The 15,056-nt window shown below is 44.9% G+C and carries 11 protein-coding genes and 1 pseudogene; all 12 read left to right on the top strand.

The window, feature by feature from the left end; all coding sequences use genetic code 11:
* Nucleotides 1-11: 11 nt before the first annotated feature.
* The 12 genes and pseudogenes from DQN70_RS05815 (at nucleotide 12) to DQN70_RS05765 (ending at nucleotide 15,038) form a co-directional block, all read left to right on the top strand.
* A complete protein-coding gene (locus tag DQN70_RS05815; RefSeq protein WP_023938872.1) occupies nucleotides 12-1,307 on the top strand; it encodes a glucose-6-phosphate isomerase in 1,296 nt (431 codons plus the stop codon).
* 36 nt (nucleotides 1,308-1,343) lie between these two features.
* The gene (locus DQN70_RS05810) at nucleotides 1,344-1,946 is read left to right on the top strand and encodes a DUF4290 domain-containing protein (RefSeq protein WP_023938871.1); all 603 of its coding nucleotides are present in this window, start codon (nucleotides 1,344-1,346) and stop codon (nucleotides 1,944-1,946) included.
* A gap of 90 nt (nucleotides 1,947-2,036) precedes the next feature.
* Nucleotides 2,037-3,347 carry a UDP-N-acetylglucosamine 1-carboxyvinyltransferase gene (gene murA, locus DQN70_RS05805; RefSeq protein WP_023938870.1) on the top strand — a complete coding sequence of 437 codons (1,311 nt, stop codon included), beginning with the start codon at nucleotides 2,037-2,039 and terminating at the stop codon, nucleotides 3,345-3,347.
* Complete coding sequence (gene rimM / locus DQN70_RS05800; protein WP_036887583.1) at nucleotides 3,313-3,882, top strand: ribosome maturation factor RimM; 570 nt, start codon at nucleotides 3,313-3,315, stop codon at nucleotides 3,880-3,882. Before murA ends, rimM begins: the two co-directional genes overlap by 35 nt.
* Nucleotides 3,879-5,039 (top strand): 1-deoxy-D-xylulose-5-phosphate reductoisomerase, encoded by a 1,161-nt coding sequence (gene dxr / locus DQN70_RS05795; protein ID WP_023938868.1) that lies wholly within the window; start codon nucleotides 3,879-3,881, stop codon nucleotides 5,037-5,039. Before rimM ends, dxr begins: the two co-directional genes overlap by 4 nt.
* 180 nt (nucleotides 5,040-5,219) lie before the next feature.
* On the top strand, nucleotides 5,220-5,648 hold the full coding sequence (ruvX, locus tag DQN70_RS05790) for a Holliday junction resolvase RuvX (protein ID WP_023938866.1): 429 nt from the start codon (nucleotides 5,220-5,222) through the stop codon (nucleotides 5,646-5,648).
* A gap of 34 nt (nucleotides 5,649-5,682) precedes the next feature.
* Nucleotides 5,683-6,240 (top strand): peptide deformylase, encoded by a 558-nt coding sequence (gene def, locus DQN70_RS05785; protein WP_023938864.1) that lies wholly within the window; start codon nucleotides 5,683-5,685, stop codon nucleotides 6,238-6,240.
* 94 nt (nucleotides 6,241-6,334) lie between these two features.
* A complete protein-coding gene (locus DQN70_RS05780; RefSeq protein ID WP_023939397.1) occupies nucleotides 6,335-8,338 on the top strand; it encodes a tetratricopeptide repeat protein in 2,004 nt (667 codons plus the stop codon).
* Between the two features lie 90 nt (nucleotides 8,339-8,428).
* A pseudogene (locus DQN70_RS09735) lies at nucleotides 8,429-8,857 on the top strand (ATP-binding cassette domain-containing protein); the annotation flags it as partial.
* Nucleotides 8,849-10,267, top strand: a complete 1,419-nt coding sequence (locus tag DQN70_RS05775) for an ATP-binding cassette domain-containing protein (protein ID WP_439708945.1) — start codon at nucleotides 8,849-8,851, stop codon at nucleotides 10,265-10,267. The pseudogene DQN70_RS09735 and the gene DQN70_RS05775, both read left to right, overlap by 9 nt.
* Complete coding sequence (locus DQN70_RS05770; protein ID WP_023939398.1) at nucleotides 10,264-12,990, top strand: dipeptidyl-peptidase 3 family protein; 2,727 nt, start codon at nucleotides 10,264-10,266, stop codon at nucleotides 12,988-12,990. Before DQN70_RS05775 ends, DQN70_RS05770 begins: the two co-directional genes overlap by 4 nt.
* A gap of 11 nt (nucleotides 12,991-13,001) precedes the next feature.
* Entirely contained in the window at nucleotides 13,002-15,038 is a 2,037-nt protein-coding gene (locus DQN70_RS05765) for a DUF4954 family protein (RefSeq protein ID WP_023938857.1), read from the top strand.
* The last annotated feature ends 18 nt before the right edge of the window (nucleotides 15,039-15,056 follow it).

Genomic DNA, 15,056 nt, shown 5'->3' with positions numbered 1-15,056 from the left:
AAATCGGCACTATGAGTGACCTGTACATAAACCTACAATCCATCCAAGCTCTGTATGATGCTGAGATAGAAAGATTGGCTGTGCAGTCCGGCAAGACTTTACTGGAACGAAAGAAGGAAGACAAAAATCATGTATTAGGCTGGGTAGATACTCCCATCAGTATGCAGGAAGAAGACTTCCTTCGGATAGAACGAGCAGCCTCTACTTTCTCAGGCTGCGATTTTGTGATATGCATCGGTATTGGTGGGAGTTATTTGGGAGGGAGGGCCGTAATACAGGCCCTCGGGCATAGCTTTGAAAGCTATCGAACAACACATAAGCATCCGCAAGTCCTCTTTGCCGGGCAGAATATCTGTCAGGACTATCTATATGAACTCATGATGCTGCTCCAAGATAGAAGTTTTGGCATCATACATATATCAAAGAGTGGCACAACCACAGAGCCGGCTATTGCCTTTCGTTTCTTGCGAGACCTCTTGATAGGAAAGGTCGGAGAGAAAGAAGCCGATCGGCTTACAGTAGTCATAACCAGCCCTTTCTCAGGAGCTTTACGCACTCTGGCTAATCAAAAAAAACTCACAGCATTAGACATCCCGGACAATGTGGGAGGTCGCTTTTCCGTCTTAACAGCTGTGGGATTGTTACCCATGGCTATATCAAGGATAGACATACGCCAGTTGCTCAATGGTGCAAAAAGGATGAGAGAGCAATGTCTGTCCGTGGCTTTTGACAAAAATCCGGCCATGCGCTTTGCGGCGGCCCGATATGCACTTTACATGAGTGGGAAAAAAATCGAAATTTTGGCAACCTCCACTCCAAAACTGCATTTCTTCTCTGAGTGGTGGAAGCAGCTCTTTGCCGAAAGCGAAGGGAAGCAGCAACGAGGTCTTTTTCCTGCTGCCATTACGCTCACTACCGATCTCCATTCTATGGGACAGTGGATACAGCAAGGGGAGCGAAGTATATTTGAAACCTATGTCACTGTAGATAAATGTAGAAACAACCTCACTCTTCCTCTCTACGCAGAGGACACCGATCAACTCAATTACATTGCAGGATATAGCCCCAATGAAATCAACCGACAGGCCCTCATTGGCAGCCAGATGGCCCATACCGAGGGAGAGGTGCCAATACTTGAAGTCAGTGTACCGGAGCTAAACGCCTACTGCATGGGACAACTCCTTTACTTCTTCGAGTTTGTGGTGGCTATCGGAGGTCTCATGCTGAAGGTTAATCCATTCGATCAACCTGGAGTGGAGGCCTACAAAGTCAATACATTTAGGCTACTCAAAAGGCCCGGGTACTAATTATCCGTAGAAACCAAAAAGAAAAAGAATCACACTATGATGAAATACAGCAAACAACCGGCATTGGCTCTGCCAGAGTATGGACGAAACATACAAAACATGGTGAACCATTGTCTCTCAATACCAGACCGAGTTGAGCGAAACTTTTGTGCACGATCCATCGTTCGGATCATGTCCGGTATGTTTCCAGAATTTAAGGTAAACAATGGCAATAATGAGAATGTCTATTGGGATCATCTTGCTATCATGGCCGACTTCAAGCTCGATATAGACTATCCTTGCGAGGTTATTCGCAAAGATCAGCTGGAGAAGCAGCCGACAAAAGTCCCCTACCCCGACAATGACATCATCTATCGACACTATGGTCACATCGTGCAAGAGCTCATCAAGAAAGCATCTGAGATGAAACCGGGAGAGGAGCGGGAAGCCCTATCTCTAATGATCGCAAATCAGATGAAACGCTCCTATGCCAATTGGAATAAACCGGAAGTAACCGACTTTAGAATATTCAAGGATCTATACGAATTTTCAGACGGAGAAATAGAACTCTCGGAGGATAGGCACATCTTGTCGAAGCCGGAAATACATCAGCAAGACAATACCACAAAACAGGGCAACAAGAAAAAGAAAAAGAAGTGACAAGAGACCGGATCGGTCCTCTCTTTCACAATCGTGAGAGAAAAGCAGACTTGCCAACAATTAAGTAGAACAACGAATCTTTTATTTACTATGGGCTCATTCGTTATTGAAGGTGGATACAAATTGAAAGGAGAGATTGTTCCTCAAGGGGCAAAAAATGAGGCACTGCAAATCATTTCGGCTACCCTTCTGACCAGTGAAAAGGTAACAATACACAATGTACCGGACATTCTGGATGTCAATAATCTAATAGACCTATTGCGTCTGATGGGCGTAAAAGTGGATCGGCTAAATAGCAGTAGCTATTCTTTTTGTGCTTCAGACATCAATTGGGATTTCATAAAAGACGAATCCTTTCTACTCAAAAGTCGCAAGCTGAGGGGTTCTGTCTTACTCGTCGGTCCAATGATTGCTCGTTTTGGCTATGCCATATTCCCCAAGCCAGGAGGAGACAAAATCGGGCGTAGACGTCTGGACACCCATATCACAGGTATCATGGCCTTGGGAGCTGACTGTGAGTATATCAAGCCAAAGCAAAGCTATGAGTTAAAGGTTTCTGGAAAACTCCGTGGCACCTATATGCTGCTGGATGAAGCCTCTGTAACCGGCACAGCCAATATCGTCATGGCAGCCACACTGGCTGAAGGGGTTACCACAGTATATAATGCAGCCTGCGAGCCTTATCTGCAACAGCTTTGCAAACTCCTTGTGTCTATGGGTGCGAAAATAGAAGGCATCGGATCCAATTTGCTTACTATTACAGGCGTTGATTCACTTCACGTCGCTGAGCACCGTATCTTGCCAGACATGATTGAAGTTGGCAGTTTCGTTGGTATGGCTGCAATGACCGGTTCCAGCATCACGATCAAGGATGTAAGTCTGCCAGACTTGGGAATTATTGTTCCCTCGTTCAGACGGCTCGGAATTCAGGTACAAGAGCAGGGGGATGACCTCCTTGTACCGGAGCAGGAGATATATGAGATAGAAACCTTTATGGATGGTTCCATCATGACTATTGCCGACGCTCCATGGCCAGGACTCTCTCCAGACTTACTCAGCGTGTTTCTGGTTGTTGCCACTCAGGCAAGAGGTTCTGTGTTGATACACCAAAAGATGTTTGAGAGCCGTCTCTTCTTCGTAGACAAATTGATCGACATGGGGGCACAAATTATTCTTTGTGACCCACATCGAGCCACAATTATAGGGCTGGGCAAACGCTATAGTCTCAGGGCTGCACAAATGACATCCCCAGATATAAGAGCCGGTATAGCCCTATTGATAGCTGCTATGAGTGCGGAAGGTACCAGCATCATACACAACATTGATCAAATAGACCGAGGATACCAAAATATAGAACATAGACTCAATGCACTTGGAGCACACATCTCTCGCCTTTCTTGATCCAATAAATCAGTCAGATCTATTGCCAGTCGGTCGAACACTCAAGCCGCACGCCCTTTCTGGAGAAATCGCATGTGAGTTGGATATAGACCCGTCCGCTCTGCTTGAAGACGAGAGCGAGAGATTTTTCCTATTCATAGAATTGGATGCTCTTCCAATCCCTTTTCGGGTATTAAGTTATCGATCTAAAAGAGACTTGGCGTTACTCCGTTTCGCAGAAGTAAACAACTCCGACGAAGCTCTCCGTATATCTGGATGTAAACTTTATATACAGTCAAAGTACATCGAAGACGAAGCTGAACTGAACAACCCAAACCGACTCCTTGGATACCATATTATTGACAAAAAAAAGAATGAGGTAGGAGAAATAGTATCGGTAGATGAATCTACCATCAACCCTTTGTTTGAACTGTGTCTATCATCCTCCAAAGACAAAAAAGTACTTGTCCCGGCAGCTAAGGAGCTCATTATCGAGATAGATCACTCCAAGAAAACTATCGAACTGAATATCCCATCCGGCATCTTGGATCTATGAAAAAAAGAAATGTTGCAATACTAGGATCTACAGGATCTATCGGTACCCAAGCTCTCGACATAATAAGAGATAATCCGGATCTCCTATCGGCGTATGTGATTACCGGGCGTAATAATGCAGATTTACTAATCAAACAAGCTATCGAATTTGAGCCGGAGGTAGTTGTTGTGGCTAATGAGACCCACTACATCAAGGTTAAAGAAGCTTTGGCACACCTCCCTATCAAAGTCTGGAGTGGAGCCGATGCCATTGCTGATGCTGCAACATTAGAAGCAGTAGACATCGTACTCACAGCCATGGTCGGTTATGCAGGTCTACTCCCCACCCTTGCAGCTGCCGATGCCGGAAAAACAATTGCACTTGCCAACAAAGAGACGCTGGTTGTTGCAGGAAGGCTTGTGATGGAAAAAGTACACACAGGGAACGCATCCATTATCCCGGTAGACTCGGAGCACTCGGCTATTTTCCAATGTTTGGTGGGAGAATTCAATCCGATAGCAAAGATTTTACTCACAGCCTCAGGTGGGCCATTCCTGCACAGACCAGGAGATACTTTCAACTCAATCTGTCCGGCTGATGCCTTAAAACATCCCAACTGGCAAATGGGGGCCAAGGTGACAATAGATTCAGCCTCTCTTATGAACAAAGGGTTTGAAATGATTGAAGCCCATTGGCTCTTCGGATGCCCCGTAGATAGAATAGAAGTATTGGTACACCCGGAAAGTATCGTCCACTCTATGGTAGAGTTTGCAGATGGAAGTATAAAGGCCCAACTTGGTATTCCAGACATGCGTCTGCCCATTAGCTACGCTTTGGGGCTCACTCGCAGAATACCAAACAGCTATCCTCGGGTTGATTTCTTCGGAAAAAATTTGTCCTTTTTTCCCCCCGATACCAAAAGATTTCCAAACTTGGAGTTGGCCTATCGAGCCATTCGTCAGGGAGGGAATATACCCTGTATCCTAAATGCGGCCAATGAAGTAGCAGTGGAGGCTTTTCTCAAGGAAGATTTGAGCTTTACCAGGATGTCCTCTTTGTTGGAGTATTGCATGACAAAGATTTCTTACATCACCACCCCATGTCTAGAAGATCTAATTGACACAGATAAAGAAACGAGAGAACTCGCATACTCCTTTCTGAATTGTCTACCCTCTTAAATTCTTGTTGGCATGTGGATACATAACCCTCTCTATGTTTCCCCATGATGAAAAAATGAGACTCAATTGGGCTTAGCAAAAAAGAAAAGAGCTTTTCCCCTTGTTATTTGCTCTCACGGAACTTTAGATGCCCCGAACTGGTTTTATTCATCCCATACTAATCCATTAACTTTGCCGGCAATGGGAAGAATATTAGCCATTGATTATGGATTGAAGCGTTGTGGCATTGCTGTGACGGACGTGCTCGGCATGATCCCAGGAGGATTATGCACGGTGGCAACATATACGCTTGAGAAATTTCTATCCGACTACATTGCCAAAGAGCCAATAGACCTCATTCTTGTCGGTTACCCACGACAAATGAACGGGCAAGAATCTGAGTCCATGGCGAAGATTCGTCCCTTTGTGGAAAAACTCAAAAAGAAATATCCAGATATACCTGTGGAATACGAAGACGAACGATTCACTTCCGTCTTGGCACAGCGGTCTATCATCGAAGCCGGGATTCCCAAAATGAAAAGGAGGAATAAGGGATTGGTTGATGAAGTAAGCGCAGTGATCATACTACAATCCTACTTAGAACGGAAGGATTATCGCTCTTCTTTCTAACAAGAACATAGACCAAAATAAAAATGACAATAGCATGAATCTACCTATCTACCTATATGGCCAACCTGTACTGCGAAAAGTAGCTGAAGATATTTCCCCCGACTACCCCGACCTATCCTCCTTGATAGCCCGAATGTGGGAGACTATGTACGAATCCGATGGCATTGGTTTGGCTGCTCCTCAAATCGGAAAATCTATCCGACTATTAGTAATAGACGCTGATGTATTGGCAGAAGAATGTCCTGAGTGTAAGGGGTTCAAACGATGTATGATCAATGCCCATATCCAAGAAATGGGAGAAGAGACTTGTACAGAAAACGAAGGTTGTTTGAGCCTACCTGGCATCAATGAAAAGGTATCTCGCCCTTACTCCATACAAATAAGCTATATGGACGAGAATTTCAACTCTCACGAAGAAACGCTCAGCGGATTTGCAGCACGAGTTGTACAGCATGAGTACGACCATTTGGAGGGCAAGCTTTTTATCGATCACATCAACTCGCTGCGCAAGCAAATGATCAAGAGTAAGCTCAATAAGATTCTCAAAGGACAGGTTCGTACAACCTACCGTAGCATTCCGGTTGGTAGGTGAAATGACCAGAAAATCATAATCCATGCAAAGAAGCCTCTACATAAGATCTGTCCTATTTTCATTATGCATTTTACTACTTATACCTGCAACCCTATTGGCGCAAATAGATGCCGACCGGGTGATGCGTATTGGCAGAAATGCTCTGTATTACAACGATTATGTGGTGGCTATCGGTTACTTCAATCAGGTAATAGGGACTCGTCCTTGGCTAGCAGAACCTTATTTCTATCGCTCCATTGCCAAGCTCAGTTTGGAAGATTACAGTGGAGCTCTCGGTGATGCCGACTCTGCCCTGAGGCAAAATCGATTTATACCGGGGGCCTATTTGGTACGAGGCATTGCCCGACAAAACACCCAACAGTATGAAAAAGCCGAAGCAGACTACCGCAAAGGACTGCAACTGGCTCCAAATAATGAAGGGTTAGGCCTGAATCTAACAAACCTACTCCTCTACCGAGAGCAATACGGAGCTGCAGACACTGCTGCACGAGATCTTCTACAATATCATCCTCAATCTCAAGCCGGGAAACTCATGCTTGCCGAAGCTCGTTGGGGACTCCAAGACAGCATTACAGCATTAGACCTGATCGGAGCTATCATCAAAGACGACTCCCTCTTTGCCCCAGCCTATCTCAGCCGATCCAAGATATACTACCAAAACGAAAAATTACAAGAAGCAATTACAGATCTGGATCAAGCAATAGCAATCGCTCCCGAGGAATTGAACAGCTATGTCAACAGAGGGATCATGCGCTATCAAAACAATGATATTCGAGGAGCAATGGCCGATTATGACCATGTGATAGAAGAAGATCCAGAACATCATTTGGCACGGTACAATCGAGCCCTTCTGAAAACCTATGTGGGGAGCTATAGTAAGGCCTTATCCGACTTTGATGTGGTAATCCGTCAAGAACCGGATAACCATTTCGCCTTATACAATAGAGGATTGATCCTTAGTCGCAATAGCCGTTACAACGAAGCAATCAAAGACTTCGACAAAGTATTGACTGCCTACCCCGACTTCTCCATTTGTTACTTGGCACGATCGGAGGCCAAGAGAGGATTGGGTAAAATGAAAGATGCCGAACGAGACTACCTAACAGCAATCAAGCTGGAAGAGAAACAACAGAGAGAGATCAAAAGAAACCCAAATCTACCGACACTTAAGAAAAAGCAGAGTGACAACAAGGAAGAAAGTCGAGACGAACGAGACAGGAATATAGAAAAGTTCAACCTTCTTGTGATGTCTTCGGATAGATCCAAAGCTTCCAGCGAATATGCAAGCAAACTGAGGGGACGCATCCAAAACAAAGATGTAAACATCAATACCAGGGAACTGTTTACTCTCACTTATTATTGTGGGATAAACAAAGAAAACTTGCCCGTCTCCTACTTCGATAATACTGTTGAACAACTTAATGCTACAAGCTCACTCCCTCTCAGGCTGATTGTATGCAATACCAATACTCCTATTAATACAGGACAAATAGAATTTCTGGAGCAGGAAATCAAAACAACATCTGGACACACGCTCGTCTCTTCTCGGATAAGGCAAGGGTTAGCCTATTTGCAGATGCAAAATCATGAGCAAGCAATCACTCTCTTCGATGTGATCCTTGCTCAAGACTCCTCTTTTGCCATTGCCTATTTGGGCCGGTCAATAGCCCGATCCAGATTAGCCTTGGCAGACCGCGACAATCACATCGGAGAAGAACAATCTCCACTAAAATCTGAAAGCAGTAGTATCCTCTCCTCAAATACGCCCCAGCCAAGCTTAAAAAAGCCATCTCTCATAAGGGGGCAACTTCAACAGGCTGTTTCCGACCTTGACAGAGTGATATTACTATCACCTCATTCTGCTATCGCCTACTACAATAGAGCTTGGATTTTAGCTGAGCAGGGAGATAGTGCTTCAGCCATATCTGACTACACTTCGGCAATAGAGATCTACCCGAAATTTGCTGACGCATACTACAATCGAGGGTTGCTCTTGCTATCTGTAGGTAAAGCCTCCGAAGGGATAGCCGACTTGAGTAAAGCCGGGGAACTTGGGTTATACGAAGTATACAGTATCATCAAGCGATTCAACAAATAAATGCTCACCGTAAACAAGCTAACCGTAGATTTTGGCAAAAGACTTTTGTTCGATGATGTTAACTTTTCGATATCAGCTTCCGAACATATAGCCCTTGTGGGGCGAAACGGAGCTGGCAAAAGCACTCTGCTAAAACTAATTGCAGGAAAAGAAGAGCCTACAGCTGGAACTATATCGATACCCGGAGATTACGAAATAGGCTACTTGCCACAAGTCATGCAACTTGATGATACACGTACAGTCTATCAGGAAGTAGAGCGTGCTTTTGAGCACATAGCCGTCTTAGAGCAGGAAGTAGAAGCCCTGACTAAACAGATACAAGAGCAGACTGATTACGAATCCGAAGAGTATCAAGATCTACTACAACGCTTCTCAAATAAATCCGAAGCTCTCGAATTATCCAGACAAGGAGGGAACTATCATGCCCAAATAGAACGAACGCTCATAGGGTTAGGATTCAAGAGATCAGATTTTGATAGACCTACTTCCTCTTTTAGTGGAGGCTGGCGTATGCGTATAGAGTTAGCACGCATCTTGCTAAAATGTCCTGACCTACTATTGCTTGATGAACCGACCAACCATTTAGATATAGAATCCATCCGCTGGCTGGAAAAATTCATCGCAAACTCAAAGCGAGCTCTTATACTCGTATCTCACGATCGTAGCTTTGTAGACAACACGACCTCTCGTACAATAGAACTTGAGCTGGGTAAACTGTATGACTACAAAACGAACTACAGCAATTATCTTTCTCTCAGACAAGAACGAATAGAGCAACAACGGCGGGCCTTTGAAAATCAACAGAAAAAGATCCGAGAGACAGAGGACTTCATTGAACGATTCCGCTACAAAGCGACTAAAGCGGTACAAGTACAAAGCCGAATTAAACAACTGGATAAGATAGAGCGTATCACCATAGAGGAGACTGACAATCGCAGCATGAATTTCAGTTTTCGTCCTGCTCAACCCTCCGGAGCCTACCCCGTAATAGTGGAAGATATGGGTAAAGCCTTCGGAGCACATCAAGTCTTCGACCATGCTACTTTCACAATAGAGCGAGGAGAGAAAGTAGCCTTTGTCGGACGAAATGGGGAAGGAAAAACCACAATGATACGCTGCATTATGGGGCAATACACTGACTATACGGGAAAACTAACGATCGGACATAATGTAGAGCTAAATTATTTTGCGCAAAATGAGGCACAAGAACTCAATCCTAGACTTACCGTTTTCGACACTATAGACAGAGAAGCAACAGGAGAGATTAGGACCAAAATCAACGACTTATTAGGTGCTTTCATGTTCGGAGGAGAAGAATCCGAAAAGAAAGTTGGGATGCTAAGTGGGGGAGAAAGAGCGAGATTAGCCATCATCAAACTACTTCTTCACCCTGCCAACCTGTTGATTCTCGACGAACCCACGAATCATTTGGATATTCGTTCCAAAGAAGTCCTGAAAGAGGCGATCAACAAATTTGAAGGAACTGTGATACTCGTCTCTCATGATAGATTTTTCCTCGATGGTTTGGTAAGCAAGGTATATGAGTTTAAGGATGGACGAGTCAAAGAGTATTTAGGTGGAATGAGGGATTATCTGGAGCATTCCTCTTTCTCAGATTCTATCGCTATACAACATGATACACAAATATCCACTCCAGAAAAGACCGAAGAAGTTGGAGCATCTGCACAAGACTACCAAAATCAAAAACAAATACGTGCTCGACGAAAACAAATAGAAAAAGAAATAACTGAAGCCGAAGATCTAATAGACCAGCTGGAAAATACTATCGCTGACATGGAGAGAAAGATGTCTACTCCGGAAATTCAGTATGACGAAATTTTCTACAAAGAGTACGAGAAAACAAAAAAAGATCTTGCCGAGACAATGATAAACTGGGAGAGAGCATCCTCCGAACTCGAAAAGCTATGATTTCAACAGAGCATATATCAGAACATCAGGAAGACAAGAGCGAGCTAATATCAGGGCAGCAAGTCTGCAAATTTGCAGACGTAGAAGTCCTGAGATATACCCTACCAAGCTATTTTGACGGGCTTCCTATCAATCTCAAAAAACTCGTTTACTACCTCTCAGAAGCGACTCTTGCCGGGAGGGATATCTATACAGACCAGAATTGTCGCTACAACCTGCTCGTAAGGACTGTGTTGGAACGGATCTATATGCACTACAAAGGAGATAGACAGACCTCTTCTTTCAAAGATTTTGTCTGTTACCTACGTCGTGTTTGGTTTTCCAATGGTCTGCACCACCATTATGGAGAAGACAAACTCAAGCCGTCTTTCGATGAAACTTATTTCAGACAACTATTTGAGAGCTGTGCAAAAGAGGGGTACCTCGACTTGCTACCATCTCCCAGAGAAGGAGAAAAAGTTTCTCTCGACATGATATGCCAATTGCTCTACTCTCCCGATGTAGTAGCTCGTCGCACTGTACAGAGTGGAGAGCAAGATCCGATACAATCTTCATCTGTACACTTCTATGCAGAGGGTATTAGCAGCTCCGAGGTCGAGGCTTTCTACAAAGATCTGTCATCCCAACCGGGAGCTCCTCATTCTATCGGTCTCAATACATTCCTCGACAGGAAAGAAACGGGAGAATTGGTAGAAAAACGCAGAACAAGCAAGGAAGGCCCGTATGCAAGCTACATACAGAAAATCATAGCGAATCTCAAGAAAGCCAAACAGGAAGAAACCTCACCACAAAGACAAGAGATAATACAATTACTGATCGACTTCTATGTCGAAGGAGATCTTCGCATCTTTGATCGCTACTGCATTGCATGGACTCAAGATACAGATTCAGACATCGATTTCATAAACGGCTTCATAGAGACCTACCAAGATCCACTCGGACTAAAAGGCAGTTGGGAAGGCTTGGTAGAGATCATAGACCATAAAGCCTCAGAGCAGACCCGTCTGCTCTCTCAACATGCAGATTGGTTTGAGCAACGAGCCCCTATTGATGAGGCATATCGCAAACCCAACCCTTGCGGTATCTCCGCCACGGTTGTACATGTGGCAATGCTGGGAGGAGACTCCTATCCAGCCCCTCCTATAGGGATCAACCTACCGAATGCCGATGCCATACGAACCAAATACGGCTCAAAAAGTATTCGTATCGAAAATATACATGCAGCCTACGACAACGCCTCTTCGCATAGAAAAGAGGATGAGCTTTTTATTCCCAACGAAGAAGTACGTCAAATGCTGGAGAGATACGAATCACAAACCTCCCGACTTCATACAGACCTGCACGAATGCCTTGGACATGGGTCAGGACAACTTGCCCCCGGAGTATCGGCCGATGCCTTAGGCCAGTGGCATTCGACCATAGAGGAGGCCAGAGCTGATCTTTTTGCTTTGTACTTTATTGCTGATCCCAAAATGCTTGAATTAGGGTTACTGCCAAATCAAGAAGCCTACAAAGCAGAATACTACAGATATCTGCATAATGGGTTAATCAAACAGTTGGTACGTATCCGGTCTGGACAACGCATAGAGGAAGCTCACATGAGGAATCGGGCTTTGATCTCTCGCTGGGTGATCGATACTTTACCAAAAGAAGTTCTGGAGCAAGAGGGAACAAATCTAATCATACATAAATACGAACCCATCCGGGAGGCTTTCGGTAGTTTGCTGAAGGAGATACAACGTATCAAAAGCTGCGGAGACGCCCTTGCTGCAAAAGATCTTGTCAAGACCTATGGCATCGAAGTACCTCAAAAATTGCACCAAGACATCTTGAATTTATACTCTCAGCTTAATAATCCTCCGTATAAAGGCTTTGTCAACCCTCGGTTATACTGCCGAAAGGACACGGACGGCAATATAACGGATATATACCCCGATTACACCGAAACTTTCGACGAACAAATGCTCCGCTATAGCCGCACCTATAACGGACAAGGCAGCCTATACTCTCAACAGCTCCAAGATATTGAGGCTATCGCTCCCGACACACAAACTGAAGAGGCAGCCCGCAGAATACGCCAAGCTCTGCGCACTCGTATGGATGGGGAAGTGGCTTCTCATATGCGCAAACACGGTTTGGAGTATAAAATCAACTTCGGCATTACACGCGATCATCTATCTCAACTCGCTCGTTCGGAGCAACCATCTGTAAACTTGGCAACATACCTATGGTCACGCTCCGTAAGGGAGTTAAAACTCCTTGCTTTGAGACTATGGCCAGCCGAAGAACTTAGCTCCAATGAAGCTCTTCGCCTTGCAGTAGATTGTGAAGGAAAAGCTGAGCTTGCCGACGAACTAATTGCCCTTCTCTTCGATCGCTGCCCCAAAGCTCCGGCTTGGGCTATGCAATGGCTATGCTCCGGTTTGGCAGTGCAATCAATTGCTCTAAACACTCTCTCCAGAGCTATTTTGAGGGGTCAATACACGCCTAATGAAATCGAATTGAACTGTCTCTCCGACATCTGCATAAACTGCATATCAGAAACAGCCAGTTCAGAACATTATAGACCTAAGGCAGCCCTTCTATGTTTAGAGCGCATGGCCACAATATCTCCCGAAAACAGAAAATACATCCAGGCCCAAATTGCCATCTTGGAGGACAATCGACAAAAGGAAGTGCAGGAGACCCTGTCGGCAATACGCTTTGTTTTGGATAACGCCTAAAACGTCATGCGATGAAAACAACTCCTTACAGACAACTATCAAATGATGAGATAGCCCAGCTAAAGACCAATGGCTGCTTTGCAGAAGATTGGTCTTTGATTAAAATCACGAGCGAGGACTTCCAGACAGATCATGTGTATGATGTGTATTTCGCAGGAGAATGTTCACTTGGGGCCAATAAGGGCCACGTCATCCTCCCTTCCGGACTTCGGCTTCCTGCCGGGGTTTATCGCTGTTCGCTATACAACTGCCACATAGGAGACAATTGTCGCATCGCAAACATAGGAAGACATATTTCTAACTACCAAATCGGAGAAAGCTGTCTCATCTCAGACTGCTCTCTATTAGAGACAAACGAAGAAAGCTCCTTTGCTCAGGGAGAAGAGATAGCAGTACTTAATGAGAGCGGAGGTCGAGAAATCTTGCTTACAGACCTACTCTCGGCACAAACAGCTTATCTGATGGCTATGTACCGAGACCGACCCAAGTTGCAGAAAAAGCTCCGACAACTCTCAAAGAAAAGAGCCGAACAGAAGCAAAGCTCCTTAGGGCAAATCGGGAATGGATGCCGGTTGCTCAGCTGTTCACAAATAAAGAATGTACTTATAGGAAATTCGGCCGAATTGGAAGGCTGCACCCTTATCGAAGATTGCAGTATTGTCAGCTCTTCAGAAAGTCCGACCAAGATAGGATCGGGCACAACAATAAAAAAGACCGTCATAGCAGACGGAGCCTGCGTAGACGATGGAGCGCATATTGTTCACTGTTTTGTGGGGCAGGCCTGCCATATTTCAGCTCACTTCAGTGCTGAGAACTCTCTCTTTTTTGCCAATTCAGTCATGCACAATGGAGAGAGTTGCGCAGCCTTTCTCGGTCCGCATTCGATATCCATGCACAAGGCTAACCTATTGATCGGTGGCTATTTCTCTTTTAGCAACAGTGGTAGTGGCAGCAATCAAAGCAATCATTACTACCGGCTTGGACCTATACACCATGGTATTGTAGAACGAGGAGGGAAACTGGCAAGCGACTCTTACCTCCTATGGCCCTCCCGCATCGGAGCATTCAGCCTGATAAAGGGGCGACATGGCTCCGGACTCGACAGCGCAGACTTCCCTTTTTCTTATTTGATAGGACAAGATGACCATACAGACCTCAAACCCGGCTATATGCTCGGAAGCATAGGTCTGCTTCGTGATGCTCAAAAGTGGTCTCTTAGAGACAAACGCAAGGGTGAACTGCAAGACTTTATCTCTTATCAGGTATTAAGCCCCTACACCATGGGGAAAGTTGCCAAAGGGCTTACCAAGCTTAGGGAAACTAAAACAGAGAGACTTTCCAACCAATTATCCGTTTCCGAAAAAGCAAAACAAAGGGGGATAAAACTCTACACACTCATTTCCGACTATTACCTTCTCCGTGTACTGTTAAAGTACTTGCAGGGCATAGAGCATCCGGACAGGCAAATTTCAATCGAATTACCATCACCTCAATCCGGCAATGAGTGGTGCGACCTCTGCGGCTTGCTGCTACCTCAGACAGCAGTAGAGGAATTGATCTCTTTTGTTTTGTCGGATAAGTGCTCAACTTTACAAGAAATCAATCTATATATCCAAAGACTGCATCATTCCTACAATTCATTTGAATGGGCATGGTACTCCACAGCTCTCAAACTTTTCAAAGGAATTGATCAGCCCAACCTCCGTGCTCCTCTTATTTGCAATATACTGAGGTCCGGACTACGCTCCTTGGCTCAACTGTCGGGCTATATCTATGAGGATGCACAAAAAGAGTTTGCCTCATCCATGCAAGTTGGATTCGGGATAGATGGAGATATATCGGCACGCCAAAAAGATTTCCAATCGGTTCGTTCAGGAAACAAAACACAAGAAACATTAGATACAATAGCAACTAACATCACAGAGATTTTCCGGCAAACAACTGATTACCTGCAGCGAATATCTGGAGAAGATTTCCGTGCTGAGACTGACCGCCTCATAGCCCGACACTGCCCGTTCATTACCCCGAATTGGGAGCGAGGACAATAATTGGGCTACTTTCGGTGT

This window comes from Porphyromonas crevioricanis (assembly GCF_900476255.1).
Taxonomy (GTDB): domain Bacteria; phylum Bacteroidota; class Bacteroidia; order Bacteroidales; family Porphyromonadaceae; genus Porphyromonas; species Porphyromonas crevioricanis.
The sequence above is the reverse complement of the archived record's forward strand: the minus strand, read 5'-3'. Positions and strand labels throughout refer to the sequence as shown.